Annotated in this window: 31 protein-coding genes; 22 read left to right on the top strand and 9 right to left on the bottom strand. The window is 67.5% G+C overall.

From position 1 onward, the window contains the following. Positions 1-47 precede the first annotated feature (47 nt). From OLX02_RS07355 to OLX02_RS07365, 3 genes are all read left to right on the top strand, one after another. Positions 48-1,187, top strand: a complete 1,140-nt coding sequence (locus OLX02_RS07355) for an acyl-CoA dehydrogenase family protein (RefSeq protein WP_264421563.1) — start codon at positions 48-50, stop codon at positions 1,185-1,187. Positions 1,188-1,296: 109 nt separating this feature from the next. Then, complete coding sequence (locus OLX02_RS07360) at positions 1,297-2,097, top strand: SDR family oxidoreductase (RefSeq protein ID WP_264421564.1); 801 nt, start codon at positions 1,297-1,299, stop codon at positions 2,095-2,097. Between the two features lies 1 nt (position 2,098). Continuing rightward, positions 2,099-2,980 (top strand): SMP-30/gluconolactonase/LRE family protein, encoded by an 882-nt coding sequence (locus OLX02_RS07365; RefSeq protein WP_264421566.1) that lies wholly within the window; start codon positions 2,099-2,101, stop codon positions 2,978-2,980. A gap of 33 nt (positions 2,981-3,013) precedes the next feature. Here OLX02_RS07365 and gmk read toward each other — a convergent pair whose 3' ends face one another. From gmk to OLX02_RS07380, 3 genes are all read right to left on the bottom strand, one after another. Further along, positions 3,014-3,670, bottom strand: a complete 657-nt coding sequence (gene gmk, locus OLX02_RS07370) for a guanylate kinase (RefSeq protein WP_264421568.1) — start codon at positions 3,668-3,670, stop codon at positions 3,014-3,016. A gap of 66 nt (positions 3,671-3,736) precedes the next feature. Further along, positions 3,737-4,159, bottom strand: coding sequence for a hypothetical protein (locus OLX02_RS07375; protein ID WP_264421570.1), 423 nt, complete (start codon positions 4,157-4,159; stop codon positions 3,737-3,739). 39 nt (positions 4,160-4,198) lie between these two features. Further along, a complete protein-coding gene (locus OLX02_RS07380) occupies positions 4,199-4,708 on the bottom strand; it encodes an SspB family protein (protein WP_264421572.1) in 510 nt (169 codons plus the stop codon). 119 nt (positions 4,709-4,827) lie between these two features. Between OLX02_RS07380 and hisB the strand changes: the two genes are divergently transcribed. The 14 genes from hisB (at position 4,828) to OLX02_RS07450 (ending at position 14,852) form a co-directional block, all read left to right on the top strand. Further along, positions 4,828-5,421, top strand: a complete 594-nt coding sequence (gene hisB, locus OLX02_RS07385; RefSeq protein ID WP_264421574.1) for an imidazoleglycerol-phosphate dehydratase HisB — start codon at positions 4,828-4,830, stop codon at positions 5,419-5,421. After that, on the top strand, positions 5,414-6,034 hold the full coding sequence (hisH, locus tag OLX02_RS07390; protein ID WP_264421576.1) for an imidazole glycerol phosphate synthase subunit HisH: 621 nt from the start codon (positions 5,414-5,416) through the stop codon (positions 6,032-6,034). The genes hisB and hisH overlap by 8 nt, the downstream gene beginning before the upstream one ends. A 67-nt stretch (positions 6,035-6,101) precedes the next feature. Then, complete coding sequence (locus OLX02_RS07395; protein WP_264421578.1) at positions 6,102-7,253, top strand: glycosidase; 1,152 nt, start codon at positions 6,102-6,104, stop codon at positions 7,251-7,253. Positions 7,254-7,274: 21 nt separating this feature from the next. Continuing rightward, complete coding sequence (gene hisA / locus OLX02_RS07400; protein WP_264421580.1) at positions 7,275-8,003, top strand: 1-(5-phosphoribosyl)-5-[(5-phosphoribosylamino)methylideneamino]imidazole-4-carboxamide isomerase; 729 nt, start codon at positions 7,275-7,277, stop codon at positions 8,001-8,003. Position 8,004: 1 nt separating this feature from the next. Then, positions 8,005-8,766, top strand: coding sequence for an imidazole glycerol phosphate synthase subunit HisF (gene hisF / locus OLX02_RS07405; protein WP_264421581.1), 762 nt, complete (start codon positions 8,005-8,007; stop codon positions 8,764-8,766). Between the two features lie 31 nt (positions 8,767-8,797). Further along, positions 8,798-9,118 (top strand): phosphoribosyl-ATP diphosphatase, encoded by a 321-nt coding sequence (locus tag OLX02_RS07410; protein WP_264421583.1) that lies wholly within the window; start codon positions 8,798-8,800, stop codon positions 9,116-9,118. Between the two features lie 2 nt (positions 9,119-9,120). Continuing rightward, on the top strand, positions 9,121-9,498 hold the full coding sequence (locus OLX02_RS07415) for a histidine triad nucleotide-binding protein (protein WP_264421584.1): 378 nt from the start codon (positions 9,121-9,123) through the stop codon (positions 9,496-9,498). A gap of 85 nt (positions 9,499-9,583) precedes the next feature. Next, the gene (locus OLX02_RS07420) at positions 9,584-10,057 is read left to right on the top strand and encodes a YbgC/FadM family acyl-CoA thioesterase (RefSeq protein ID WP_264421585.1); all 474 of its coding nucleotides are present in this window, start codon (positions 9,584-9,586) and stop codon (positions 10,055-10,057) included. Further along, positions 10,054-10,755, top strand: coding sequence for a protein TolQ (gene tolQ / locus OLX02_RS07425; protein ID WP_264421587.1), 702 nt, complete (start codon positions 10,054-10,056; stop codon positions 10,753-10,755). Before OLX02_RS07420 ends, tolQ begins: the two co-directional genes overlap by 4 nt. Before the next feature lie 10 nt (positions 10,756-10,765). After that, a complete protein-coding gene (locus OLX02_RS07430) occupies positions 10,766-11,215 on the top strand; it encodes an ExbD/TolR family protein (protein WP_264422069.1) in 450 nt (149 codons plus the stop codon). Positions 11,216-11,225: 10 nt separating this feature from the next. Further along, entirely contained in the window at positions 11,226-12,203 is a 978-nt protein-coding gene (locus tag OLX02_RS07435) for a hypothetical protein (protein WP_264421589.1), read from the top strand. Beyond that, complete coding sequence (gene tolB / locus OLX02_RS07440; RefSeq protein ID WP_264421591.1) at positions 12,200-13,588, top strand: Tol-Pal system beta propeller repeat protein TolB; 1,389 nt, start codon at positions 12,200-12,202, stop codon at positions 13,586-13,588. The genes OLX02_RS07435 and tolB overlap by 4 nt, the downstream gene beginning before the upstream one ends. A gap of 84 nt (positions 13,589-13,672) precedes the next feature. After that, positions 13,673-14,191, top strand: coding sequence for a peptidoglycan-associated lipoprotein Pal (gene pal / locus OLX02_RS07445; RefSeq protein WP_264421592.1), 519 nt, complete (start codon positions 13,673-13,675; stop codon positions 14,189-14,191). Positions 14,192-14,318: 127 nt separating this feature from the next. Next, positions 14,319-14,852: a J domain-containing protein gene (locus OLX02_RS07450; RefSeq protein WP_264421594.1), complete on the top strand. Its 534-nt coding sequence runs from the start codon at positions 14,319-14,321 to the stop codon at positions 14,850-14,852. A gap of 120 nt (positions 14,853-14,972) precedes the next feature. On the opposite strand, the gene OLX02_RS07455 is transcribed toward OLX02_RS07450, so the two are convergent. The 5 genes from OLX02_RS07455 to OLX02_RS07475 all read right to left on the bottom strand — a co-directional run bounded on the left by OLX02_RS07455 (position 14,973) and on the right by OLX02_RS07475 (position 18,583). Beyond that, the gene (locus OLX02_RS07455) at positions 14,973-15,572 is read right to left on the bottom strand and encodes a hypothetical protein (RefSeq protein ID WP_264421596.1); all 600 of its coding nucleotides are present in this window, start codon (positions 15,570-15,572) and stop codon (positions 14,973-14,975) included. A gap of 135 nt (positions 15,573-15,707) precedes the next feature. Then, entirely contained in the window at positions 15,708-16,880 is a 1,173-nt protein-coding gene (locus tag OLX02_RS07460; protein ID WP_264421597.1) for a CCA tRNA nucleotidyltransferase, read from the bottom strand. Next, positions 16,873-17,481 (bottom strand): NUDIX hydrolase, encoded by a 609-nt coding sequence (locus tag OLX02_RS07465; RefSeq protein WP_264421599.1) that lies wholly within the window; start codon positions 17,479-17,481, stop codon positions 16,873-16,875. The genes OLX02_RS07460 and OLX02_RS07465 overlap by 8 nt, the downstream gene beginning before the upstream one ends. Next, the gene (locus tag OLX02_RS07470; protein WP_264421601.1) at positions 17,478-18,050 is read right to left on the bottom strand and encodes a DUF1285 domain-containing protein; all 573 of its coding nucleotides are present in this window, start codon (positions 18,048-18,050) and stop codon (positions 17,478-17,480) included. The genes OLX02_RS07465 and OLX02_RS07470 overlap by 4 nt, the downstream gene beginning before the upstream one ends. A gap of 23 nt (positions 18,051-18,073) precedes the next feature. After that, positions 18,074-18,583 (bottom strand): GNAT family N-acetyltransferase, encoded by a 510-nt coding sequence (locus OLX02_RS07475; protein ID WP_264421603.1) that lies wholly within the window; start codon positions 18,581-18,583, stop codon positions 18,074-18,076. 144 nt (positions 18,584-18,727) lie between these two features. Between OLX02_RS07475 and egtB the strand changes: the two genes are divergently transcribed. Then, entirely contained in the window at positions 18,728-19,984 is a 1,257-nt protein-coding gene (egtB, locus tag OLX02_RS07480; protein ID WP_264421604.1) for an ergothioneine biosynthesis protein EgtB, read from the top strand. A gap of 3 nt (positions 19,985-19,987) precedes the next feature. Further along, positions 19,988-20,974, top strand: a complete 987-nt coding sequence (gene egtD, locus OLX02_RS07485; RefSeq protein ID WP_264421606.1) for an L-histidine N(alpha)-methyltransferase — start codon at positions 19,988-19,990, stop codon at positions 20,972-20,974. Positions 20,975-21,002: 28 nt separating this feature from the next. On the opposite strand, the gene OLX02_RS07490 is transcribed toward egtD, so the two are convergent. After that, complete coding sequence (locus tag OLX02_RS07490) at positions 21,003-22,409, bottom strand: helix-turn-helix domain-containing protein (protein ID WP_264421608.1); 1,407 nt, start codon at positions 22,407-22,409, stop codon at positions 21,003-21,005. Positions 22,410-22,557: 148 nt separating this feature from the next. Between OLX02_RS07490 and OLX02_RS07495 the strand changes: the two genes are divergently transcribed. From OLX02_RS07495 to OLX02_RS07505, 3 genes are all read left to right on the top strand, one after another. Beyond that, complete coding sequence (locus tag OLX02_RS07495) at positions 22,558-24,153, top strand: isocitrate lyase (protein WP_264421610.1); 1,596 nt, start codon at positions 22,558-22,560, stop codon at positions 24,151-24,153. A gap of 130 nt (positions 24,154-24,283) precedes the next feature. After that, a complete protein-coding gene (locus OLX02_RS07500) occupies positions 24,284-24,442 on the top strand; it encodes a hypothetical protein (RefSeq protein ID WP_225008600.1) in 159 nt (52 codons plus the stop codon). Positions 24,443-24,761: 319 nt separating this feature from the next. Next, on the top strand, positions 24,762-24,941 hold the full coding sequence (locus OLX02_RS07505; RefSeq protein WP_264421614.1) for a hypothetical protein: 180 nt from the start codon (positions 24,762-24,764) through the stop codon (positions 24,939-24,941). Positions 24,942-24,951 lie beyond the last annotated feature (10 nt).

Below are 24,951 nucleotides of genomic sequence, written 5' to 3' on the forward strand. Positions count from 1 at the left end.
GCCCCGCCCGCACGTTCCCCCGGGAAGGGGGAGCCTGGAGAGACACGATGCCTCTGTATCACAACGACGACCAGCAGATGCTGGCCGATACCGTCACCGGTTTCCTCGCCGAGGAAGGCGGGATCAAGAAGCAGTTGCGCCACCTGCGCGACACCAATTGCCAGGACGGTTTTGCCCACGCGCTGTGGAAGCAGTTTTCCGAAATGGGCCTGACCGGGATGCTCGCCGCCGAAACGGACGGCGGGCTGGGCATGGGCCATGTCGAGGCGGGGATCGTGCTGAAGGAAATCGGCCGCAACCTGACGCCGTCGCCGTTCCTGACCAGCTCGGTCATGGGCGTGACCGCTCTGGCCGATGCTTCGGCCGACCTCAAGGGCCGCTGGCTGCCCCGCGTGATCGCGGGTGAAGGCGTGCTGGCCGTCGCCATCGACGAAGGCGCCAAGCATCGTCCTGAGCGGATCGCCTGCCGCGCCGAGAAGGCGGGCAACGGCTTCCGCCTTTCGGGCCGCAAGGACTTCGTGGTGCAGGGCGCTTCGGCCGATGCGATCATCGTCGCCGCGCGCACTTCGGGCAGCGATGGCGATGCCGATGGCTTGACCCTGTTCGCGGTGCCGAAGGATGCCGCCGGCGTGGGCCACAATTCGGTGCGGCTGGTGGACAGCGCGATGGCGAGCCACATCACGTTCGACAATGTCGAGCTGGATGGCGGCAGTGTGATCGGCGAAGTCGATGGCGGCCGCGCGCTGCTGAACAAGGTGCTGAACGCCGGTCGCCTTGGCGCGGCGGCGGAGCAGGCGGGCGTGGCTTCGGGCGCGTTCGACATCACCACCAATTACCTGCGCACGCGCAAGCAGTTCGGCCAGCTGATCGGCGAATTCCAGGCGCTCCAGCACCGCGCCGCGCATCTCTATTCCGAGATCGAGATCGCCGATGCGACCGTGATCAAGGCGCAGCAGTTGCTCGATGCAGGATCGGAAAAGGCCGAGCTGATGGTCGCGGTGGCCAAGGCCAAGGCGGGCAAGGCGTCCAGCCTCGCGGTGCGCGAAGGCGTGCAGATGCACGGCGGCGTGGGCATGACCGACGAATTCGACATCGGCCTCTACATGAAGCGCGATCGCGCGCTGGCCGAGTTCCTGGGCGACCAGTTCTACCACGCGCAGAAGGTGGCCGAACTGAGCGGCTACTGAGCACGGCGAACATGAAGGAATGAATGCGAAGGGCGGTTCGGCGAATAGGCGGAGCCGCCCTTCCTGCTTCGGGCACCGGGTGCCGAAGCAAGCAAGGGAGAGAGCGCACATGGATTTCAGCAAGCTGTTCAGCCTTGAAGGCCGGGTCGCGCTGGTGACGGGCGGATCGCGCGGGATCGGCGAGATGATCGCGGAAGGCTTCATCGCCGCAGGCTGCGAGCGGGTCTACGTCACCGCGCGCAAGGCCTCGGTGGTCGAGGAAACCGCCGCGCGGCTGGGTGAGCGCTGCATTGCCTTGCCGGGCGATATTTCCACGATGGCCGGGATCGAGGCGCTCGCCGCCGACCTTGCCGCGCGTGAGAGCCGGCTCGACATTCTCGTCAACAATGCCGGCGCGGCGTGGGGTGCGGAGTTCGACCAGTTCCCCGAGAGCGGCTGGGACAAGGTGATGGACCTCAACGTCAAGACGCCGTTCTTCCTGACCCAGAAGCTGCACGGGCTGCTCCAGGCGGCCGCGGCAGATCGGCCGGCCAAGGTGATCAATATCGCCTCGATCGACGGCCTGCGTCCCAATGCGTGGGAAACCTACTCCTACCAGGCGTCGAAGTCCGCGCTGATCCACCTGACCCGGCGCATGGCGGCCCGGCTGATCAAGGACAATATCGTCGCCAGCTGCATCTGCCCCGGCGCTTTCCCGTCGGAAATGAACAAGGCCGCCGCGCTCAATCCCGAAGCTTCGGCCAAGGGCATTCCGTCGAAGCGCGTCGGCACGATCGAGGACATGGCAGGCGGCGCGATCTACCTCGCCAGCCGCGCAGGCGACTACGTGGTGGGCACGCCGCTTCCGATCGATGGCGGCATCGTCAACGGCTGGGTGCCGGAAGACGCCGTCGATCCCTCGGGGCACTGACATGACCCGGACCCTGCGCACGCTGGTGGACGGCATCCACTTCGCCGAAGGACCACGCTGGCATGAAGGCCGGCTGTGGTTCAGCGACTTCTACAAGCATTCGATCTGCTCGGTCGGCCTCGGTGGCGACTTGCGAGTGGAACTGGCGGTGGATGACCAGCCCTCTGGACTGGGGTGGATGCCCGACGGTTCGCTGCTCTTCGTCTCGATGAAGAAGCAGCAGGTCTGGCGGCGCTGGCCCGATGGGCGCGTGGCGCTGCACGCCGATCTTGGCGGCATTTCCGTCCATATGTGCAACGACATGGTTGTCGCGGCGGACGGGCGCGCCTGGGTGGGCAACTTCGGTTTCGATCTTGACCGCACCGCGCGCGAGAAGGGGATCGAGGCGATCTTTGCCGATACCCCGCTGGCCAGGCTGGCGAGCGTGGGACCGGACGGTGCGGTGTCGGTCGCCGCGGAAGGCTTGGCTTTTCCCAACGGCATGGTGATCACGCCCGATGGCGGCACGCTGATCGTGGCGGAAACCTTCGGAATGCGGCTGACCGCGTTCGATATCGCGGCCGATGGCACCCTGTCGAACCGCCGGCTGTGGGCGGACACCGCGCCGCGCCTGCCCGACGGGATTGCGCTCGATGCCGAAGGGGCCATCTGGATCGCCAATCCGGGTGCGGCCGAATGCGCGCGAATCGCCGAGGGCGGGGCGGTGCTGGAAACGGTGCCGGTGGGCGATACCAACTGCTACGCCTGCATGCTGGGCGGTCCGGAAGGGCGCCACCTGTTCATGCTTTGCGGTCCGCACAGCGATGCGGAAAAGGCGGCAGCGGCACCGCTGGGCGCTATTCTGGTGACGGAAGTGGACGTGGGCCGGGCGGGCCGGCCCTGAATCTTGACGCTCTAGCCCGTCAGGCCGTGCCCCTTACGACTGCGTGAGTTCGCGCACGAAGTCGATCAGGCCGGTCTGGCGGGTGCGGCGCATCCGCTCGGCTTCCAGGATCTGGCGCACTTTGGCGAAGCAGGTTTCGACATCGTCGTTGACCACGACGTAGTCGTAGCCGTCCCAGTGGCTGATTTCCGCCTGCGCGCGGGCCATGCGCGCCGCGATCACTTCGGCGCTGTCGGTGCCGCGCCCCACGAGGCGGCGGCCCAGTTCTTCAAGGCTGGGGGGCAGGATGAACACGCGCACCACGTCGGCCTGCGCCTTCTGGTAGAGCTGCTGCGTGCCCTGCCAGTCGATGTCGAACAGGAAGTCGCGCCCGGCCTTCAGGCCCGCGCGGATTTCCGCCTTGGGCGTGCCGTAGCTTTTCCCGAACACGTGCGCCCATTCGTAGAACTCGTTTTCCTCGACCATGCGGTCGAAGTCGTCCTGCGACACGAAGTGGTAGTCCTTCCCGTCGACTTCGCCCGCGCGCATCGGACGGGTGGTGGCCGAGATCGACAATGCGATTTCGGAGTCTTCCGCCAGCAGCCGGCGCGCGATGGTGGTCTTGCCCGCGCCCGAGGGCGAGGACAGGATGAACATAAGTCCGCGGCGGTGGAGCGTGTCCGCGCCGGTCTGGGAAACTGTGTCGGCCATGAGCGCTAGTGGCGCATCGCTGGCCCTTCGGTCAAGCCGGGGGCGGCGCGGACGGGCGCGGCGGCTTCAGGCCTTCTTGCCCTTTTCCGCCTGCTCGGCGACCTGTTCCTCGCCCTTGGCCTTTTGCGATGCCGCGTGGCGGCGATCGTAGAGCGTCTTTGCCAGAAGGCCGCCGCCGACCACGATTGCGCCCGGAACCGAGCGCGTGGCGACGCGGGCGAGCGCCGTGCCGACCAGCGTCTGGCCCAGGCTGCGGCCCTTGATGATCTTCTTCGCCTTTTTCGCGCCGAATTGCTGGCCAAGGATGCCGGTTTCCACGCCCCGGCGCAGCAGCGCGCCGCCGGCGCGCAGTGCGATGTCTGCCAAGATCACGGTGGTCATCGGGTTTGGACTGGGCGGCGGAACCGCGTCGGCGGCCTGCTTCGCGGTATCGGCGGTGTTGCGTCCGGCCTCGCCCAGCGTGCGTTTCGTGCGCTTCAACAGACCCATCGGATGCCCTTGCCTTGCGGGGGCCGGATCAGGCCCGCCTTACTTCTTGCGGCCGAAATCCACCGTCACGACGTTGGAACCGTCCTCGGCCGGCTCAACGGCCGGCTTGTCGCCCTGTTCCCCGTCGTCTGCCGCCGAATCGTTGCCGGCATCCTCGAAGTCCTCGTCGTCGAGGTCGCCCGCAGCCTGGAACTGGAGGCCGAAATCGACCGCCGGATCGACGAAGGCGGTGATCGCGCTGAACGGAACCAGCAGGCTGGAGGGGATCTGGTTGAAGCTCAGCCCCACGCTGAAGTGGTCTTCCGCGACCTTCAGATCCCAGAACTTGTTCTGGAGAACGATGGTCATTTCGTCCGGAAAGCGCTCTTTCAGGCGGGTCGGGATCGACACCCCGGGGGCGCCGGTCTTGAACGTGATATAGAAGTGATGGTTGCCGGGCAGGTGGCCGCCCGAAGATTCGACCTGCCCCAGCACGCGGCCGACGACGGCGCGCAGCGCCTCCTGCACGATTTCATCATAGGGGATCAGGCTATCGGGGCTTTCGGTCATGGCGCATACCATTCGCCCCGCCGGGCCGCGCGGTCAAGGGGGCGTTGCCGCGCCGCGGGGCAAAGGGTGCGGATCAAGGGGCGATTGATTCTGCGTTCCACCGGCCTATAGGCGCTTCCATGCGCACCGGATCGATCAAGCGGAAGACCGAGGAAACCGACATCGACGTGTCGGTCAATCTCGATGGCACCGGCACCTATCAGGTGGAGACGGGGATTGGCTTCCTCGACCACATGATCGAGCAGTTCAGCCGCCATTCGCTGATCGACGTGACCTGCCGGGTGAAGGGCGACCTCCATGTCGACCAGCACCACACGACCGAGGACAGCGCCATCGCGCTGGGCCAGGCCATTTCGCAGGCGCTGGGCGACAAGAAGGGCATCGCCCGCTACGGCCACACCTATTCGCCGATGGACGAGGCGCTGAGCCGCGTGGCGCTCGACATCTCGGGCAGGCCGGTGCTGGTGTGGAAGGCCGCGTTCACGCAGCCGCGCCTTGGCGAGATGGACACCGAGATGTTCGAGCACTGGTTCCAGTCGATCAGCCAGGCCGCCGGCATCACGCTGCACATCGAAAGCCTCTACGGCTCGAACAACCACCACATCATCGAAGGCATCTACAAGGGTTTCGCCCGCGCGATGCGACAGGCGGTGGCGATCGACCCGCGCAAGGCCGACGCGGTGCCGTCGACCAAGGGCATCCTCGGTGGCTGAGATCGTCGCGCTGATCGACTATGGCGCGGGCAACCTGCGTTCGGTCCACAATGCGCTGATGGCGGCGGGCGCCGCAGAGGTTTCCGTCACCGCAGACCCGGAAGTCGTCCGCGCGGCGGACCGGATCGTGCTGCCCGGCGTGGGCGCGTTCAAGTCTTGCGCCGAGGCGCTGCGCGGTGTGCCGGGCCTGGTCGATGCAATGGAAGAGCGCGTGCTGGTGGGCGCGGCGCCGTTCCTGGGCATCTGCGTGGGGATGCAGCTGCTGGCTGACCGGGGCATCGAATTCGGCGTGACCGAGGGGCTGGGCTGGATCGGCGGCGAAGTGCGCCCGATCGAGCGGACCGACCCGGCGATCAAGGTGCCGCACATGGGCTGGAACGACGTGGAGCCCAGTCACCATGAAAGCCTGGTCGAAGGCGGCGAGGCCTATTTCCTCCATTCCTATCACTTCGTCACCGCGCAGGGGACGGATGTGGCAGCGATGACCGACCATGGCGGCGGGCTGGTCGCGGCGGTGGGGCGCGACAATATCCTTGGCGTGCAGTTCCATCCGGAAAAGAGCCAGGACTACGGACTCGCGCTGCTGGCGCGGTTCCTCGACTGGAAGCCCTGATCCGCCGCATGCGCGGGAACGTATAGCGGCGCCATGCCTTCCTCCGTCAACAAGGAGGGCCGGTTTCGTGACGCAGTTTCCCTATGACCGCCTCGTGCTGACGCCGCACGTGATCGACCTGTCGCGCTCCCCACTGGCGGGCCACTTCGCTGCCGAGACTTATGTGCTGGGCGCGTTCAACCCCGGCATGACCGTGCTGCCCGGCGGCAACATCCTGCTGATGGTGCGCGTGGCCGAGGCGCTGCGCGAGCCGATCGTCGATGGCAAGGTCCACGCGATCCGCTGGGAGGACGGCGGCTACGTGCTCGACGGATGGCCGCTCGAACTGGTCGACACGGCGGATCCGCGCAAGTTCATGCTGGGTTCCGGGGCAGTGGGCGGCGGCGGCTGGAAGGTCATGGCGCTCACCTCGCTGTCGTGGCTGCTGCCGGTCGAGATGACCTCGGATGGGCTGGAAATCGTGGCGATCCACTATGACAAGGCTATCGCGCCGCAGGGTTCATACCAATGCTACGGCATTGAGGATGCGCGGATTTCGCGCATGGAGGACCGGTACTGGATGACGACCTGCTCGGTCAGCCCGGAGCGCCATTCCACCACGCTCTACACATCAGACAACGGGCTCGATTGGACGTTCGAGGGGATCGTGCTCGATCACCAGAACAAGGACATGCTGATCTTCGAAGGGTTGGTGGAGGGCAAGTTCTGGGCGCAGACACGGCCGCTGGGCGATCTCTACTTCGCCTATCCGCCAGGCAGCGAATGGCGTCCGGGGCCATCGATCAATCTCGCCACCTCGCCCGACGGGCTGCACTGGAAGCCGCACATCGCGCCGCACATCCGTCCGCCTGCCGGAACCGTGGCGACCGCGCGCATGGGGGGCGGCGCGCCGCCGATCCTGACCGAGATCGATGGCAGGCGTGGCTGGCTGACGCTGTGGCACGGGGTGGAGCCGAAGGAAATCGTCGGTATCTACCGCACCTACTGGACGCTACTCGATGAAGCAGACCCGACGCGGGTGATTGCGACCTCAGACGGGCCGCTGCTGGAGCCGAACGCGGAGCTGACGCGGCCGCTGGAAGACCTGCTCTATTTGCGCGACGTGGTGTTCACCACCGGGGTGATCGACGCGGGCGACCGCTTCATCGTCGCCTCGGGCGAGGCCGACCTTGCCTGCCGCATTACCCATGTGCCGAAGGAATCCTTCCGTTCGGCGTAATCCGCTGCTAGGCGCGCGGCCATGATCGTCTTTCCCGCTATCGACCTCAAGGGTGGACAGGTTGTCCGCCTTGCCGAAGGAGACATGGATCGTGCCACCGTTTACGGTGACGATCCCGCGCACCAGGCCGCGCTGTTCGCAGCCGCCGGCTCGCAATACCTGCACGTGGTCGATCTCGACGGCTCGTTCGCGGGCCGGGCGGAAAACCGCGAGGCGGTGGAAGGCATTCTCAAGTCCTTCACCGGCCACGTCCAGCTCGGCGGCGGCATCCGCACGCGTGAGGCGGTCGAGGGCTGGTTCGATCTGGGCGTTGCGCGGGTGGTGATGGGCACCGCCGCGCTGAAGGACCCGCAGTTCGTCAAGGACATGGCCAAGGAATTCCCTGGCGGGATCGTCGTGGCGGTAGACGCGCGCGACGGCATGGTCGCAACCGAGGGCTGGGCCGACGTGTCCGACGTCGAAGTCGTCGATCTCGCCCGCCGTTTCGAGGACGCCGGCGTCGCCAGCCTGCTGTTCACCGACATCGGCCGTGATGGCCTGCTCAAGGGCGTGAACATCGACGCAACCGTCGATCTGGCCCGCCGGGTCGATATCCCGGTGATCGCCAGTGGCGGGGTGAAGGGCATCGACGATATCCGGATGCTCAAGATCCACGAAACCGACGGCATCGAAGGCGTCATCACCGGCCGCGCCCTGTTTGAAGGCCGGCTCGATCTGGCAGCGGCCATCGCCATGGCCGAGGCGGCCTGACATGACCGTCCGCGTCCGCGTGATCCCCTGCCTCGACGTTCGCGAGGGTCGCGTGGTCAAGGGCGTGAACTTCGTCGACCTGCGCGACGCGGGCGATCCGGTCGAGCAGGCGCGCGCCTATGACAAGGCCGGTGCGGACGAGCTGTGCTTTCTCGATATTTCCGCCACCCACGAAGGGCGCGGCACGCTGCTCGACGTCGTGGCACGCACCGCCGAAGTCTGCTTCATGCCGCTGACCGTGGGCGGCGGCGTGCGCGCTGTTGAAGATGCGCGCGCGCTGCTGCTGGCGGGGGCGGACAAGGTGGCGGTCAATTCCGCCGCCGTCGCCCGGCCCGAACTGGTGCGTGACATTGCCGAGAAGTTCGGCGCGCAATGCGTGGTCGGCTCGGTCGATGCGCGGCGCGTGGCTCCGGGCAAGTGGGAGATCTTCACCCACGGCGGCCGCAAGCCCACCGGCATCGACGCGGTGGCCCATGCCGTCAATCTCGCCACGCTGGGTGCGGGCGAACTGCTCGTCACCTCGATGGACGGCGACGGCACCCAGCAGGGCTATGACCTGGAACTGACCCGCACGATTGCCGATGCGGTGCCGGTGCCGGTGATCGCCAGCGGCGGCGTCGGCACGCTCGATCATCTCGTGGCGGGGGTGACCGAGGGCCATGCCAGCGCGGTGCTGGCTGCCTCGATCTTCCACTTCGGCACTTACTCCATTGCCGAGGCGCACGCCGCCCTGCGCGCTGCGGGCCTGCCCGCTCGCTCTTGACCCAAAGCGCCGTCGCCGCCATGCCCCGCGCATGACCGACGACACGCTGTTCCGCCTCGAAGCGACCATCGCCGAACGCCGCGCGGGCGACCCCGGCGCCAGCTATGTCGCCAAGCTCCATGCCAAGGGCATCGGCAAGGTGGCGCAGAAGGTGGGAGAGGAAGCCACCGAAGTGGTCATCGCCGCGCTTTCCGGCAACGCGCATGACCTGACCGGCGAGGCCGCCGATCTTCTCTTCCATCTCCTCGTGCTGCTGGGCGAAAAGGACGTGGCGCTGGCCGACGTGCTGGCCGAACTGCGCCGGCGCGAGGGCACGTCGGGCATTGCCGAAAAGCAGAGCAGGAGTTCCTGACCATGGCGGTCGATGCCACCCAGCCTTACGACGACCAGAACATCTTCGCGAAGATCCTGCGCGGCGAGATTCCCTGCCGCAAGGTGCATGAGGACGAGTGGAGCCTGGCCTTCCACGACATCAACCCCCAGGCGCCGACGCACATTCTGGTGATCCCCAAGGGCGCCTACGTCAGCTGGGACGATTTCTCGGCCAGCGCGAGCGACGCCGAGATCGCGGGCTTCGTGCGCGCGGTGGGCAAGGTGGCGCGCGATGCCGGTCTTGTCGCGCCCGGCTACCGCCTGCTCGCCAATGCGGGGACGGACAGCCATCAGGAAGTGCCGCATCTTCACGTCCATGTCTTCGCGGGGCGCCCGCTGGGGCCGATGCTCGTCCGCTAAGCGGCAAAAGGGCGCAAATCCGGGGGGAAATCGCCAGAGCGACCTTGCCCAACGATTCGTCGCAGGGTTAAGGTCGCGCCCATCCATGCTTGCGCCCGATCCGCCCTCCGGCCGCTTCGACGGTTCCACCCACCTGTTCCCGGTCCGCGTCTATTTCGAGGACACGGACCTTTCGGGGGTGGTCTATCACGCCAACTACCTGCGTTGGTTCGAGCGCGCGCGGTCCGACATGCTCCGCCTGCTGGGTATCAAGCAGCGCGCCGCGCATGAAGCGGGCGAGGGCGCCTATGCCGTGACCGAAATGGCCTTGCGCTATCTGCGACCCGCCCGGCTCGACGATGCCGTGGTCGTGCGCAGCCGCGTCGCCGAAATTTCCCCCGCCACCTGCCGCATCGTTCAGGAGGCATACAGGGGCGAGGCTCTGCTGTGCGACGCGAAGGTGCGCGTCGCTTTCGTCGCTCCCAATGGCCGTCCGCGTCGCCAGCCGCGCGACTGGGTGGCCGCGTTCCACACCGTTCTTGCCCCTTCCTGCGAACAAGAAGGCCCTGTTTCCGCATGATGATCGAAACGCTCGCCGTTGGCGCTGCCGCCGCTCCGACCCGGCTCAATCCCGTGGCGCTGTTCCTTCACGCCGATATCGTCGTGCAGATCGTGATGGGCGGGCTGGTGCTCGCCAGCGTCTGGGTCTGGACCATCATCGTCGGCTTCTCGCTGCGCATGGCGAGCGTGAGCCGCAAGTGCGATCGTTATGAAGACGAATTCTGGGATGCGCGCGACATCGACGCCTTCCAGAAGGAGAACAAGGGCAAGGACATTCCCTCGGCGCGCGTGGTCAATGCGGCGCTGGCCGAATGGCGCCGTTCGACCGCTGGGCAGGCGATCGACCGCGAAGGCACGCGCCAGCGGCTGAACAGCGCGCTGGAAGGCGCGGTGGTGACCGAAAGCGACCGTCTGGCAAACCGGCTGAACTTCCTCGCCACCGTTGGTTCGGTTGCGCCTTTCGTCGGCCTGTTCGGCACCGTCTGGGGCATCATGGACAGCTTCTTCAACATCGGTGCGCAGCAGAACTCCTCGCTCGCGGTGGTTGCGCCCGGCATTTCCGAGGCGCTGTTCGCCACGGCCATCGGCCTGTTCGCCGCGATCCCCTCGGTCATCGCCTACAACCGCTTCTCGCACCGGGTGAACCGCTTCGAGGGCCGGCTCTTCCGCTTTGCCGACCGCTTCCACGCCACGCTCAGCCGCGAGCTGGAGCAGTAAGGCCGTGTCGATGAATCTCTCGCAGGGCGGGGGCGGTCGCGGCCGCGGGCGGCGTGGTCGTGGCGGCGGTGCGGCGATGTCCGAAATCAACGTGACGCCGCTGGTCGACGTCATGCTGGTGCTGCTGATCATTTTCATGGTCACCGCGCCGATGTTGAGCGCGGGCGTGCCGATCGACCTGCCCGACAGCAAGGCGGAGGCGCTGAAGGAGGAGCAGGACGAAATCACCGTCAGCATGGACGGGGAGGGACGCCTGTTCCTCGACGATCAGGAACTCGCCCCCGGCGAACTGGGCGACCGGCTGGCCGGTGTCCAGAAGGGGGCCAAGCCTCCGCTGGTGACGCTGCGCGCGGATCGCAGCCTCGATTACGGCCGGGTCATGGCGGTGATGGGCGAGCTGAACGCGGCCGGCTTCAAGTCGATCTCGCTGGTCACCAACGGTTCAGTTCCGGCGCCATAGCCCTATGTCGATGCGTGATCCCACCCGGCCCGGCATGACGCGCGAGGAAGGCCTTGCGCTTGGCATCGCGATCGCCGCGCATGGCGCGCTGATCGCGGCGCTGACGCTGTCTCCGCCGGGCAAGGACATCCAGCCGCCGCCCCAGCGGATGACGGTGACGTTCTCGGAGGAGGTGGCTGACAAGTCCACCTCTCCCGATCCGATGGCGCAGGCCGCGCCCGATGTCGCGCCGCAGCTTGGCGAACCCGCGCCCGAAGCCGCGCCCGAGCCGCAGCCTGCACCGCCCCAACCGGCACCGGCTCCGCCGCCGCCCCAGCCGCAGCCTGCGCCGCAGCCCCGGCCGCAGCCACCGCAGCCCGCGCCAAGGCCCGCGCCGGCGCCCAAGCCTGCGCCCCGGCCGCAGCCGGCTCCGCCGAAGCCTGCCCTGAAGCCCCAACCTGTTCCCGTCCGTCCCGCTCCGGCCCAGCCCGCGCCCGCCAAGCCCGCTCCGGCGAAACCGGCGCCTGCGAAGGCCGCGCCCGCGAAGGCTGCGGCGCCGGGCAATGATGCGCCGCGCCGGCGCCCAGACGCGCCCAGCGGCGGCAGCCGGATTGGCAGCGATTTCCTGAAGGGCATTCCCGGATCGACCGCGCCCGGCACGTCGAAGACGCCGCCTGCGCAGGCCGCCGGCCCGGCGGTCGTCTCGTCGCTCGTCAGCGCGATCTCGCGCCAGATCAAGCCGCATTGGGCGGCGCCGCAGGGCGTCGATGCGGACAAGCTGGTGACGGTGCTGGCGTGGAGCCTCAATGCCGATGGCACGCTCGCAGGGCGTCCCACGGTGGTGTCACAATCGGGCGTTACCGACGCCAACCGCGCGCAGGCGCAGCGCCATGCCGAGCAGGCGATCCGCGCGGTGCAGCTGGCCGCGCCGTTCGATCTGCCCGCCCCGTATTACTCCAGCTGGAAGCGCGTTTCGCAGTTCCGCTTTGACAGGAAGTTGTCGCAATGATGATCCGCAAGATCGCCCTGTTCCTCGGTGTTGCCGCGCTGCCGGTTGCCGCGTTCGCGCAGGCCCAGTCGCTGCCGGCCTCGACCGCGTCGCAGGCGGCCCCGGCGCCCGACGAGGGTGGGTTGACTGGCTCGGTCACCGATGAAAGCGAGTGGCAGGACCTTGGCATCGCCATCCCCGCTTTCCCCACCGATAGCCCGGTTCCCACCGCGGCCGAAGGCGGCAACACCGCGGCGCTGGGCCAGAACCTGGCGCGCGTTGTGTTCAACGATCTTCGGAACAACGGCCTGTTCAAGCCGGTCGGCCCCGATGCGCTGCCCGGCATCGGCTATCCGCAGGTGACCGCGCCTTCGTTCGATGTCTGGCGCGGGCGCTCGGCGGAAATGCTGGTGCAGGGCTTCGTCAAGGCCGCGCCCGACGGCAAGCTGACCGTGGGCTGCTACCTCTATGACGTGGCGCTGGGCAGCGAGCTCGCGCGGCAGGGTTATGTCGTCCAGCCGTCCGACTGGCGGCGCGCGGCGCATAAGTGCGCGGACATGGTCTATTCGCGCCTGTCGGGCGAAAACCCGTTCTTCGACAGCAAGATCGCCTACATCGCGGAAACCGGCCCGAAGGATCATCGCCGCAAGCAACTGGCGATCATGGATTCGGACGGTGCGAACCACCGCTTCATCACCAACGGGCAGGCGACCGCGCTGACGCCGCGTTACTCGCCCGACTATTCGAAGATCGTCTACCTCAGCTACCTCAACGGCTATCCGCGCATCTACATCTACGACATCGGCAGCGGGCAGCAGCGACTGGTGACGGAAGGCCGCGGGCCGACGTTCGCGCCGCGCTGGTCGCCGGACGGCAAGTGGATCCTCTATTCGATGGCGATCGGCGGCAACACCGACATCTACCGCGTTTCGGCGCAGGGGGGGGCTTCGACCAAGCTTACCGATTCGCCGGGCATCGATGTGGGCGGCTCCTATTCGCCGGACGGATCGAAGATCGTGTTCGAAAGCGACCGGTCGGGCAGCCAGCAGGTCTACGTCATGAACGCGGACGGTTCGAACCAGCGCCGCATCACCTTCTTCGGCGGCCGCGCGGCCACGCCAGAATGGAGCCCGCGCGGCGACCAGATCGCGTTCACGCACATCGGTGGCAATTTCCGAATTGCCGTGATGAACCCGAACGGCGGCGATCTGCGTTTCCTGACAGACAGTTGGCAGGATGAAGCGCCGACCTGGTCTCCCAATGGCCGGATCGTGCAGTTCTTCCGCACCGAAAAGGGCAGCGGCAAGACCGGCATCTGGCAGGTGGACCTGACGGGGCGGAACGAGCGCAAGCTCAACACTCCGGTGGATGGCTCTGACCCCGCGTGGGGTCCGGTCCTGCCCTGAACTGCCCGGAAATCCGCGTTTCCGTTTGCCAAGTCGCCTTGTGCGATGCACCATATTCCTAGTCTCGCCTGAGGAGTTACCCCCATGCCTGCGCTGACCCCGACCAAGATTTCCGCGCTCCTTCTTGCCGCTGCCAGCCTGTCGCTTGGCGCCTGCGCCAGCAAGGCGCCCAAGGAACTGCCGCCGCAGCCGACCGCGACGTCGACCACGACGATGCCGACCCAGCCGGCCGGTCCGGTGCCGGGCAGCCAGGCGGACTTCCTCGCCTCGGTTCTGGCGGACACGATCCACTTCGATACCGACCGCTACAACGTGGACACCGAGGACCAGGGGATCCTGCAAAGCCAGGCCCAGTGGCTGGCGCGCTATCCGGCGAAGATGGTCACGCTTGAAGGCCACTGCGATGAACGCGGCACGCGCGACTACAACATTGCGCTGGGTGAGCGCCGTGCCAACGCGGCCAAGAACTACCTTGTCAGCCTGGGCGTCGATGCCTCGCGCATCACGGTCGTCAGCTATGGCAAGGAACGCCCGATCGCGCTGGGTTCGGACGAGGCGAGCTGGGCCAAGAACCGCCGGGCGGTGACGATTACCGTCCAATAAGGCACCGTCCATTAAGGGCTAATCGGCCCGAAAGGGCTTTTCTCGGAAGGCGCCTTGGCGCAAGGCTCGGGATCGAGTCTTGCGCGGGGCGCCTTCCCGCGTTTTGAAGGAGTGCGGGCGACAGGCCATGGCGCGGTATCAACGATCCAACGACTGGGGTTTCCCGCGCTGGCGCGGCTATGGCAGCGGCCGCGATGCCGCGCCCGTGCGCCTGTGCGACCGTGCCGGGTGCGAGGAAAAGGGCGATTGCCCCGCGCCCAAATCGCCCAACAATCCCGATCGCTGGTACTTCTGCCCAAAGCACGCGGCCGAATACAATGCCGGCTGGAACTACTTCGAAGGGCTGGACAAGGAAGAAACCGAGCGGCGCGAGCAGGCCGAGCGCGGCGAGGCTGCCGGTTATCGCCAGTCAGCCTGGGCGGAGTGGGGCGGTTCCGGCGATGGCACGCGCAGCCGTGACGAGCTGCGCGCGCTGGAAGTGCTGGGGCTGGACCCCGACGCCGATTTCGAAGCCGTGAAGAAGGCCTGGCGCACCAAGGCCAAGCTGGTCCATCCCGATGTGCGGCCCGGCGACGCCGAAGCTGCTGAGCAGTTCCAGAAGCTGCAGGTGTCCTACGAAGTGCTGCGCGCCGCCGAGGACCGGAGAGAGTGGAAGGGCTGACCGCGGGGCCGCCTGTTCACGAATTCAACGACCAGTCCAATGTTCTGCCGCAAGCGAGCGGCGGCAGGACGGCATAGTACGGGGTCGCCTTGCAGGTGTGGCCGGACGAATCCTCTCACATCATGGAGCAGCGCCCAACGTCAGGGTCTTGAGCGCGAGGTCGTATCGTTCGAACGGAACGAGGTTCTTGAAGCGCTCCTTGAACTGGTCCGATTTTACCCGGAAGCGTTCGCTGGCTTTCAGTTCCACAACACGGATCGAATTGTCGGCTTTATCGACGCGGCCGCAGATCAATCCTGTGGCCCAGATGCGAAATTCGTCGGAACCAAATCCGGGCACGCGGCGATCGATCGCGACGGATGTGAAGTTCGCGCAGCTGTCCGCCCCCTTGGGGAAAAGCAATGCGTCGGGGGGCATCGGCCATGTGCCGAACGACAGCAGGATCTGCCCCGGCTGCCCCTCCTCGTTTGCCTTCCTCAGTCTCGCCACCGCTTCTTCGACCACCATCCGCGCGACATCCGCATCGGCACGAGCCTTCGGATCGGTCGAGCGCACCCTGATTTCCTTGAGGGTGATGATGAATTCATGCGTGGGGCTGAAGCGCTCGACGCAGGCCTGAGCGGCCTGCGATGCCGTGGCAAGGGCCTGGTCCGGAATGCATCCATCAGGCGCGGTGAAGGAGGCCGCCGGCGCGGGAAGCGGCTCGGCTCGCGCCGGCACAGTGGCAAGCGCGACGAGCGGAAGTGCGATCCATATCGGTCGTCTCATGCGGACGGACTCGCGATGCGCGGAACCGGCATTCTGGCAGCGCTTCGGCCCGCCTACAATGGCAATCCGCCAGCGGGCCGTGCTGGCTCAGGCCGCCAGTTCCGCATCCAGCAACGCGGGAATGCGGGCGTTGTCGAAGCCCGCCGAGATCCATTTCGCCTCGACCGTGCGCAGGATACGGGCGACCTCGGGACCGGCGCCGACGCCGCGTGCAACGATTTCGCCGCCCTTGAGCGGAAAGCGCGGCACGTCCCAGCCGATCAGCGGCGCGGCCGATGCCCCCCCAATCAGCAGCCGGTCGAGTGCTTCGTCGCGCCCGATGCGATAGGCGAGCGCGCGCGGGTCGCCTTCATCGGGCACGCGCGCGGCCACGGCCAGGAGGTGCTTGCGCTGGGCGGCCGACAGGCGCAGCCGGGCGCCCACCTGGTCCACCACGGGGCGATCGGCCGGCAGCATCGCGGCCAGGCGGCGCAGCGCATTGGGCGCAATGCCTTCGCGCGCTTCGGCGGCGACCAGCGCGAGCAGCGGCGCGGCGCTGGCTTCGGGCAGGATCTGCGCCAGCACGCCCAGATCGGCCATGCGCTGCACCGTGGCGGCCGGATCGGGCAGGCCAAGCAGGTTGAGCAGCTCCATGGCGATGCGTTCGCGCGAGAGGCCCTTCATCCCCGGCGCCAGCGCGGAGACGGCGGCTTCTGCCTCGGCATCCGCAGGCAGCGATCCGAAGCGCGCCTGGAAACGGAAATAGCGCAGGATGCGCAGGTAATCCTCGCGGATGCGTTGTTCCGCTGCGCCGATGAAGCGCACGCGGCGCGCGGCAAGGTCGGCCAGACCGCCGAAATAGTCGAACACTTCAAGCGTGCGCGGATCGGCATAGAGCGCGTTGATGGTGAAATCGCGCCGCGCGGCGTCCTCGCGCCAGTCGCCCGAGAACGCCACGGTGGCATGGCGGCCATCGGTGGAAACGTCGCGGCGCAGCGTGGTGATTTCCACCGGGCCGCCCGCCAGCACAGCGGTGACGGTGCCATGCGCGATGCCGGTGGGCACCGCCTTGATTCCGGCGGCCGCAAGGCGCGCGGTCGTCTCCTCGGGGACAAGGCTGGTGGCCATGTCGATGTCCTTCACCGCCAGCCCCAGCAGCGTGTCGCGCACTGCGCCGCCCACCCAGCGGCACAGGCCCTGCGCGTCCGGATCGAGCGCGGCGACGAGCGCGGCAAGGTCCGCGCGGGCGGTCCACGGGGCGGAGGGAAGGGTATCAGCCATGCCAGTTCATGCGTCCGGTAAGGTTGGCGATGATCCCGCCGGTCACGCCCCAGATGCGGTGCTCGTTCCAAAGGATCTCGACGTAACCGACTTCGCGCTCCTGCCATTCGACGGTGCGGCGCTGCTGGTTGACGGGATCGAGCACGAAGCCCAGCGGCGGCTCGAACCAGCTGGCGACTTCGGCGGGATTGGGTTCGAGCGGCAGGTCGGGCGGCACCATCGCGAGCACGGGCGTGATGTCATACCCGGTGCCGGTGCGGTAGCGGTCGGTCGCGCCGATCACCTGCACGTCCTCTGGCCGGATACCCAGTTCCTCGTTCGCTTCGCGCAAGGCCGCCTCGATCGGGGTTTCGCCCGGATCGATCTTGCCTCCGGGGAACGCCGCCTGGCCCGGATGTGCCCGCATGTGCGAGGGACGGTGGATCAGCAGCACGCCTGGACCGTCGGGATGGTTTGGCCGGTCGGTCACCGCGATCAGCACCGCGGCGGCGCGCAGGCCGGTTTCGGGGATCGGGCGAAAGTCCTCGTAGGCCGGTGTGAACGGCTGGGCATGACCGGCCTCGAACAGTGCGGTCAGGCGCGTCAGCAGCGGCGAGGTCATGCGGCGGGCACCAGTGCGAAGCGCGCCCCAAGGCTTTCCACGGCCAGCGCGTCCACGTCCGAGACGGCCAGCGCGTGTTCGATCAGCTGGCCATAGGTGCTGCGGTTGAGTCGCGCCTCGGTGCCGTGCCGCACGGCGAGGTAGAAGGCGGGAACATCGGCGGTGCCGGCCACGCGCAGCGGATGGTCGGGTCCGGCCAGCACCACGTCGTCGCTGTTGAGGCGGAATGCCAGCACCGGTCGGCCGGCGTCGTCGTGGCGTACTTCCATATCGGTGGCGAGGAAGGCCGCGTCATCGACCGCGATCGATAGCCGCTGGAACGGGGTGACCAGCCAGTGCCGGCCTTCGCCGCCGCGCGTCAGCAGCGAGGAAAAGGCGCGGACCATGGCCGGCCGGCGGATTTCGCCACCCTGATGGAACCAGCGGCCATCGGCGGCGATGCGCATCTCGCTGTCGCCTTCCTCCTGCGGGGTCCACTGGTCGAGCGGCGGGATGCGGCGCGCCTCTGCCGCCTCGGCCAGTTGGGCGAGGCTGAGCGCGGCCAGCTCGGGCGGGGGCGTGTAAGGCATGGCTCAGCCGATGCCAGATCGCGTCACCTGCGCCAAGGCCCCAGAGTCCCTTCCGCCGGGAGGACGGCCTGGTTGGCGGTGCGGCACAGCAGACGAGCCTGCTCGAACGGACCGGGCAGGCGCCAGCCCCCGGTGTGGGCATTGGAGAAGCCGAAGAACCGCTCGTAATATTCGGGATCGCCGATCAGCACCTGCGGCAGCGGCGCGCGCGGGTCGATCGCGGTGAGGGCGGCGGTCATCAGTGCCTTGCCATAGCCCTTGCCTTGCAGGTCGGGCAGCACGGCGACCGGGCCGACCATGATCATCGGGTGATCGCGGCCCTGCGGATCGGTGAGCGCCACCGGCCAGCACTGGATCGTGCCTGCCAGCATGTCGTTCTCGTCAAGCGCTGCGAACGACAGGCCGGGCAGCCATTCCATCCCCTCGCGCACCTTGTACGCGGTGCGCTGGCGGCGTTCCGGCTCGAACGCGGCATCGAGCACCTGTTCGATGAGCGCGGGATCGACGTCGGCAAGGGGAATGATCGTGGCCACGGCGGCGCTTTCGGGAAACTGCAGGGAAGCGCGCCGATAGCCCCCCCGGTCCCCCGGTGCAAGCGCAGGGGGATAAGGGGGGAACCCGTCAGCGCCGCGGGCGTTGGCTTTGCATCCAAGAGGGGACCCGACATCGCGACCGTCTTGCCCAATGCCGCGCCTGCGCCAGCCGGACCGGGTCACGAAGGCCTCGCCCAGCGCTATGCCCGCGTGCGCGCCCTGACCGCCGCGCTCGCCGCGCCCCTGTCCGATGCGGACGCCACCCTGCAATCGATGGACGATGCCTCGCCCGCGAAATGGCATCTGGCGCATACCACGTGGTTCTTCGAGACTTTCGTGCTGCGCGATCATCTGCCGGGCTACCGCGCGTTCGATCCGGCCTACGCGTTCCTGTTCAATTCCTATTACGAGGCGGAAGGTGCGCGGCTGGCGCGGCCTGCGCGCGGGATGCTGTCACGCCCGGCGCTGGCGGTGGTGCTCGATTACCGGGCGCACGTCGATGCGGCGGTGGCGCGGGTGCTGGAGCGGGGCGACGCCGCGGCGATCATCGAACTGGGTCTGGCGCACGAGGAACAGCATCAGGAACTGCTGCTGACCGACATACGCCATGCGCTGTGGCGCAATCCGCTGGGCCCGGCGATGTGGCCGGCCGAACCGCGCCTCCGCGCAGCGGTGGTGCCGGGCGAGGGCTGGCTCGACCATCCGGGCGGCATTGTCCGCGTGGGGCATGAAGGGCCGGGCTTTGCGTTCGATTGCGAGGGACCCGCGCACGACGTGCTGCTGCGGCCCTTTGCGCTGTCGCGAGGGCTGGTGCGCAATGCGGACTGGCTGCGCTTCATGGCGGACGGCGGTTACGCGGCGCCCGGCCTGTGGCTTTCCGATGGCTGGGATTGGGTGCGGCGCGAAAGCGTGTCTGCGCCGCTCTACTGGCGCGAGGGCGCGCAGGGGTGGGAGCGGTTCACGCTGTCCGGCTGGCAATCGCTCGATCTGCTGGCGCCGGTCAGCCATATCTCGTTCTACGAGGCGGAGGCTTTTGCCGCATGGGCCGGGGCGCGGCTGCCGACCGAGTTCGAGTGGGAAGCGCTTGCGGCCGACGGTGATCCCGCGGGCGGGATGCAGCTGGACGGGGCCGGCCCGGTCGATCCCATGGCCGAAGGCGCGCCGTCGCTGTTCGGCAATTGCTGGCAATGGATGCGCTCTGCCTATCTGCCATACCCCGGCTTCCGTCCGGCGGCGGGCGCGGTGGGCGAATACAACGGCAAGTTCATGAGCGGCCAGGGCGTGCTGCGCGGCGGCAGCTGCGCCACGCCCAGAGGGCACCTGCGCGCCACCTACCGCAATTTCTTCCAACCCGAAAAGCGCTGGCAGTTTACCGGCCTGCGCCTTGCCAAGGATATCTGAGCGATGGGCTTCGACCCCGGATTGCGCCTGATGGAGCCGGACGCCGACGGCATCGACCCCGCCTTTCGCCGCGACGTGGTGCAGGGGCTGTCGCAACCGCACAAGGCGATCCCGGCGCGCTGGTTCTACGATGCGCGGGGATCGCAGCTGTTCGAGGCGATCACCGTGCAGCCCGAATACTATCCCACCCGCGCCGAGACGGAGATTCTGGCCGGTCAGGGCGCGGACTTCGCCGAACTGGTCGGGCCGGGGCGCGTGGTGGTCGAATTCGGATCGGGCAGCAGCGCCAAGACCCCGCACCTGCTTTCCGCCATCGCGCCTTCGGCCTATGTCCCCATCGACATTTCGGGCGACTTCCTGCGCCAGTCCGCGCAGGCGCTTTCCCGGCAGTTCCCCGCGCTGGAAGTGATCCCGGTGGAGGCTGACTTCACCCACCCGGTGACCTTGCCCGATGCGGTGCGCGGACGGCCGATGCTGGGGTTCTTCCCCGGATCGACCATCGGCAACCTGGTGCCTGCCAGTGCGGTCGACCTGCTGCGTTCGATGCGCGACACGCTGGGCACGGGCGCGCAATTGCTCATCGGGATGGACCGGATCAAGGACGACCACACGCTGCTCGCCGCCTATGACGATGCGGCGGGGGTGACGGCGGCGTTCAACATGAACCTGCTGGAGCGGATCAACCGCGAACTGGATGGCGACATTCCGTTGTCCGCGTTCCGGCACAAGGTGGCATGGATCGATGCGCTGGCGCGGATCGAGATGCACCTCGAAGCGCAGCGCGACCTGGCCTTCCACGTCGCCGGGCGTACGTTCACGATGCGCGCGGGCGAGACCATCCACACCGAGAACAGCCACAAGTACGACGCGCGCAGCGCAGCGCTGCTCCTGCTGGCGGGCGGGTGGACTCCGCTGGACGAATGGACCGACGCCGCCGGGCGCTTCTCGCTGGTGCTCGCGCAGGCCGCAGCCGTCCGCATGGCGCCCTAGGGGCGATGGTCTCCGCGCCTGAGGCCTGTCAGCTTTCCGCGAAGCTGAACGGCTCTGCGGCGCGGCGGTAGTCGTCGGGGAGGATTTCGCGGCCGAGCGGCGGCTCGGCGCGGGCGGTGCATTCGGCGCGGTTGCACAGGCGGCAGGTGACGCCGATGGGCGTGGGGCGTGGTTCCTGTCCGCGCGCATAGACGAGCCTGGGCGCGTGTTCGGCGGCGCAGGCGAGCGCGATGGCGCGCATCGTGCGGGGGCGGTCGTGGCCTCCGCCGCCCGCCACAACGCTGCGCGCAATCGAGAAGAAGCGCTGGCCGTCGGACAGTTCGAGCCACTGGGTGAGGATTTCGTCGGGCGCGCGGAACGCGGCGTGGAGATTCCACAACGGGCAGCCTCCGCCATGCGCGGCGAAGGGAAAGCCCGCGCCGTCTAGCCGCTTCGACACGTTGCCCGCCGCATCCACGCGGATGAAGAAGAACGGCACGCGTTCCTGCCCCGGTCGGTTGAGCGTGGTCAGCCGGTGCGCGACCTGTTCGAAGCTGGTGCCGAACTGGCCGGCCAGCGCTTCGATGTCATAGGCGCGCGCGTCCACCGCGCGGGCGAAACGGTCATAGGGCATGACCAGTGCGGCGGCGGCATAGGCGGCGAGCGCGCGCCGCACGAGCGTGGCGGCGGTGGCGCTGGCGAAACTTTCGCCCCGGATGATCGCGGCGATTTCCGGCCGCAGCGCGGTATAGGCGATGTGCATGGCCATCTGCCACGCGCGGCTCGACGGGGGCAGGGTATCGTCGAGCAGCAGCTGCTCGTTGTGGCGGTCGTAGCGGCGGATCGACCCCATCATCACTTCGGGCGGCAGCGCACGCACGCGCAGGCCCTGCTTGCGCAGCCATTCGCGGGGACCGCCCGCTTGCTCGATTTCGCCCGCGAGCTGTTCAGCCTTCGAATCGAGCGTGGGGAAATAGTTGCGCCGCTGCGCCACGAAGCGCCGGGCCTCTCCCACCGGGTCGACGCCCTGCGCCTCGCTGCTGCCGCCATCGGCGCGCAGCCCGGCGAGTGCCTGCTGTTCGCGGACATAGGCGCCGTGAAGGCGCAGCATGGCCTCGGTCACGCCGGGGAAGCTGGTGGCGACGTCCGCGATTTCGAGCGGCGGCAGGTCGATCTCGGCGAAGATCGGATCGCGCAGCACGTCGGCCAGGCGGCGGGCGTAATCGTCGCGCTCGTCTGCGGCGAGGTCGGCCATGTCGAGCTTGTAGGCGCGGGCGAGGCGCAGCAGCAGGTCGGCGGTGAGCGGGCGCTGATTGCGTTCAAGCAGCGCGATGTAGCTGGCCGAGATGCCCAGTTCCTCCGCCATGGCGGATTGGGTGAGGCCCAGCTCGCGCCGCAGCCGCTTGATGCGCGGGCCGAGATAGAGCGGTTTGGGAGAGGACGCGCCGGGTTTCATGGAAGGGGCCTGTGTTGACTGCACAACTATACAAGCAAATCCTGTAAAGTTTGACAACAGGACTTCGCGAGGCCTGTCCGAATCCCCCCGCGGCGCATTATCCCGATGCCAGACACAAGATGCTTCACCGCACGACGGGGTAACGACCATGACCTACCAGAGCACCATCGCCGAGGCCGCCAAGGCCATCGCTCCCTTCCAGAAGACCTGGGACGGCATCGAGCCGGAATCGGTCGCTCGCATGCGCCTGCAGAACCGTTTCCACACCGGGCTGGACATCGCGAAGTACACCGCGAAGATCATGCGCGCCGACATGGCCGCCTATGACATCGATCCGGCGAACTACACGCAGTCGCTGGGCTGCTGGCACGGCTTCATCGGGCAGCAGAAGCTGATCTCGATCAAGAAGCACTTCGGCACCACCAAGGGCCGCTACCTCTACCTGTCGGGCTGGATGGTCGCCGCGCTGCGCAGCGAATTCGGTCCGCTGCCCGACCAGTCGATGCACGAGAAGACCAGCGTTCCGGCGCTGATCGAGGAACTCTACACCTTCCTGAAGCAGGCCGATGCCCGCGAACTGGGCATGATGTTCCGCGATCTCGACAAGGCGCGCGAGGCTGGCAACGACGTTGAGGCGGCGCGCATCCAGCACGCAATCGACAACTACGAAACCCACGTCGTTCCGATCGTTGCCGACATCGACGCCGGCTTCGGCAACGCCGAGGCGACCTACCTCCTCGCCAAGAAGTTCATCGAGGCGGGCGCCTGCTGCATCCAGATCGAGAACCAGGTTTCGGACGAAAAGCAGTGCGGTCACCAGGACGGCAAGGTCACCGTCCCGCACGAGGACTTCCTCGCGAAGATCCGCGCGGTCCGTTACGCCTTCATGGAACTCGGGGTCGATGACGGCGTGATCGTTGCCCGCACCGACTCGCTGGGCGCCGGCCTCACCAAGCAGATCGCTTTCACCCGTGAGCCGGGCGACATCGCCGACCAGTACAACAGCTTCCTCGATTGCGACGAAGTCGATCCCGCGACCATCGGCCACGGCGACGTTCTGATCACCCGCGACGGCAAGCTGATGAAGCCGAAGCGCCTGCCGTCCAACCTGTTCCAGTTCCGCCCCGGAACCGGCGAGGACCGCTGCGTGCTCGATTGCATCACCTCGCTCCAGAACGGTGCTGACCTGCTGTGGATCGAAACCGAGAAGCCGCACATCGGCCAGATCGGCGGCATGGTGAACCGCATTCGCGAAGTCATCCCCAATGCCAAGCTGGTCTACAACAACTCGCCCAGCTTCAACTGGACGCTGAACTTCCGCCAGCAGGTTTTCGATCTCTGGACCGAAGCCGGCAAGGATCTCTCGGCCTATGACCGGGCGAAGCTGATGAGCGTGGACTATGACGGCACCGAGCTGGCGGCCGAGGCCGACGAGCGCATCCGCACCTTCCAGCGCGATGCCGCGGCGCAGGCTGGCATCTTCCACCACCTGATCACGCTGCCGACCTACCACACGGCCGCGCTTTCCACCGACAACCTCGCCAAGGAATACTTCGGCGAGCAGGGAATGCTCGGCTACGTCAAGGGCGTGCAGCGCCAGGAAATCCGCCAGGGCATCGCCTGCGTGAAGCACCAGAACATGTCTGGCAGCGACATCGGCGACGACCACAAGGAATACTTCGCTGGTGAAGCCGCGCTCAAGGCCGGCGGCGCTGCCAACACGATGAACCAGTTCGCGGCATAATCCGCACCACTTTCCTTCTCCACCTGCCCCGACCCAAGCTGCAACCTCGGCACGGGCGGGTGGAGAAGGGGCCACAACGCAAGACAAGTTTCGCGGCAATCTCGCCCCGAAGACCCAAGGAGGACGACCAATGTCTGAACCGCAACGCGCCCGCGCGGTCCTCTCGACCGAGGACTTCAAGCTGATCCGCGAAGCCGTACTGTATTATCTGAAGGCCATCGAGGATCAGCCGGAATCGGTGAAGTTCTCGAACCTTTACCACCGGCTCGGCAGCGCGATGGGCCGCTGAGGCCCGCGCCGCCAACGAAACTTTCCTGGGGAGGAAAGGGAACCCGCCGTGCCGTGCACGGCGGGTTCTTCGTTTTGGGCGATCCGCGGCGGCGGGGATCCGCCGAAAGGCCAGCTTCATGCGCCTTGAGAAAATCTGAAGCGACAATCTCAATCAAATTGGTAGATATGGAGTCGCCGGGCGGATGTGCCTCTCCCAAGTATCCGTCCGGCCGCGGCTTTTGATGGATGCCAGCTTGCTCCGCGTCACCAACGGCTAAAGCGCACGGACCCGGGCGGCAGCGCCAGATTCGTGTTCCGGCAAGTGCAGGAGAATGCGAATGTCGCAAGTTACAGATCCTTCGGCCCGGTCCGTTTCGTCGAAGCCTTTCCGGCTGGCGCGTGCGCCGCGCGCGCCCTTGGTGCGCATCCCGCACCCCTCGTGGCGCCTGTCGCGCCCCGCACCGGACGAGGTGGCTCCGCTTTCCGCAGACGAGTTCTGGCAGCGGCTGGGACTCTGACGTTTTTCAC

The organism is Novosphingobium sp. KCTC 2891, from assembly GCF_025938155.1.
Classification (GTDB): domain Bacteria; phylum Pseudomonadota; class Alphaproteobacteria; order Sphingomonadales; family Sphingomonadaceae; genus Novosphingobium.

What these genes read in the sequence shown, in the direction of transcription:
- OLX02_RS07420 (WP_264421585.1), top strand. Translation starts at nt 9,584, where the DNA reads ATGCTTGCGCCCGATCCGCCCTCCGGCCGCTTCGACGGTTCCACCCAC.
- OLX02_RS07415 (WP_264421584.1), top strand. Translation starts at nt 9,121, where the DNA reads ATGGCGGTCGATGCCACCCAGCCTTACGACGACCAGAACATCTTCGCG.
- gmk (WP_264421568.1), bottom strand. Translation starts at nt 3,670, where the DNA reads ATGGCCGACACAGTTTCCCAGACCGGCGCGGACACGCTCCACCGCCGC.
- OLX02_RS07380 (WP_264421572.1), bottom strand. Translation starts at nt 4,708, where the DNA reads ATGACCGAAAGCCCCGATAGCCTGATCCCCTATGATGAAATCGTGCAG.
- hisA (WP_264421580.1), top strand. Translation starts at nt 7,275, where the DNA reads ATGATCGTCTTTCCCGCTATCGACCTCAAGGGTGGACAGGTTGTCCGC.
- OLX02_RS07495 (WP_264421610.1), top strand. Translation starts at nt 22,558, where the DNA reads ATGACCTACCAGAGCACCATCGCCGAGGCCGCCAAGGCCATCGCTCCC.
- hisF (WP_264421581.1), top strand. Translation starts at nt 8,005, where the DNA reads ATGACCGTCCGCGTCCGCGTGATCCCCTGCCTCGACGTTCGCGAGGGT.
- tolQ (WP_264421587.1), top strand. Translation starts at nt 10,054, where the DNA reads ATGATGATCGAAACGCTCGCCGTTGGCGCTGCCGCCGCTCCGACCCGG.
- OLX02_RS07505 (WP_264421614.1), top strand. Translation starts at nt 24,762, where the DNA reads ATGTCGCAAGTTACAGATCCTTCGGCCCGGTCCGTTTCGTCGAAGCCT.
- tolB (WP_264421591.1), top strand. Translation starts at nt 12,200, where the DNA reads ATGATGATCCGCAAGATCGCCCTGTTCCTCGGTGTTGCCGCGCTGCCG.
- OLX02_RS07435 (WP_264421589.1), top strand. Translation starts at nt 11,226, where the DNA reads ATGCGTGATCCCACCCGGCCCGGCATGACGCGCGAGGAAGGCCTTGCG.
- hisB (WP_264421574.1), top strand. Translation starts at nt 4,828, where the DNA reads ATGCGCACCGGATCGATCAAGCGGAAGACCGAGGAAACCGACATCGAC.
- OLX02_RS07365 (WP_264421566.1), top strand. Translation starts at nt 2,099, where the DNA reads ATGACCCGGACCCTGCGCACGCTGGTGGACGGCATCCACTTCGCCGAA.
- pal (WP_264421592.1), top strand. Translation starts at nt 13,673, where the DNA reads ATGCCTGCGCTGACCCCGACCAAGATTTCCGCGCTCCTTCTTGCCGCT.
- OLX02_RS07450 (WP_264421594.1), top strand. Translation starts at nt 14,319, where the DNA reads ATGGCGCGGTATCAACGATCCAACGACTGGGGTTTCCCGCGCTGGCGC.
- OLX02_RS07470 (WP_264421601.1), bottom strand. Translation starts at nt 18,050, where the DNA reads ATGCCTTACACGCCCCCGCCCGAGCTGGCCGCGCTCAGCCTCGCCCAA.
- OLX02_RS07355 (WP_264421563.1), top strand. Translation starts at nt 48, where the DNA reads ATGCCTCTGTATCACAACGACGACCAGCAGATGCTGGCCGATACCGTC.
- OLX02_RS07430 (WP_264422069.1), top strand. Translation starts at nt 10,766, where the DNA reads ATGAATCTCTCGCAGGGCGGGGGCGGTCGCGGCCGCGGGCGGCGTGGT.
- OLX02_RS07410 (WP_264421583.1), top strand. Translation starts at nt 8,798, where the DNA reads ATGACCGACGACACGCTGTTCCGCCTCGAAGCGACCATCGCCGAACGC.
- OLX02_RS07375 (WP_264421570.1), bottom strand. Translation starts at nt 4,159, where the DNA reads ATGGGTCTGTTGAAGCGCACGAAACGCACGCTGGGCGAGGCCGGACGC.
- egtD (WP_264421606.1), top strand. Translation starts at nt 19,988, where the DNA reads ATGGGCTTCGACCCCGGATTGCGCCTGATGGAGCCGGACGCCGACGGC.
- OLX02_RS07465 (WP_264421599.1), bottom strand. Translation starts at nt 17,481, where the DNA reads ATGACCTCGCCGCTGCTGACGCGCCTGACCGCACTGTTCGAGGCCGGT.
- OLX02_RS07500 (WP_225008600.1), top strand. Translation starts at nt 24,284, where the DNA reads ATGTCTGAACCGCAACGCGCCCGCGCGGTCCTCTCGACCGAGGACTTC.
- OLX02_RS07490 (WP_264421608.1), bottom strand. Translation starts at nt 22,409, where the DNA reads ATGAAACCCGGCGCGTCCTCTCCCAAACCGCTCTATCTCGGCCCGCGC.
- OLX02_RS07460 (WP_264421597.1), bottom strand. Translation starts at nt 16,880, where the DNA reads ATGGCTGATACCCTTCCCTCCGCCCCGTGGACCGCCCGCGCGGACCTT.
- OLX02_RS07360 (WP_264421564.1), top strand. Translation starts at nt 1,297, where the DNA reads ATGGATTTCAGCAAGCTGTTCAGCCTTGAAGGCCGGGTCGCGCTGGTG.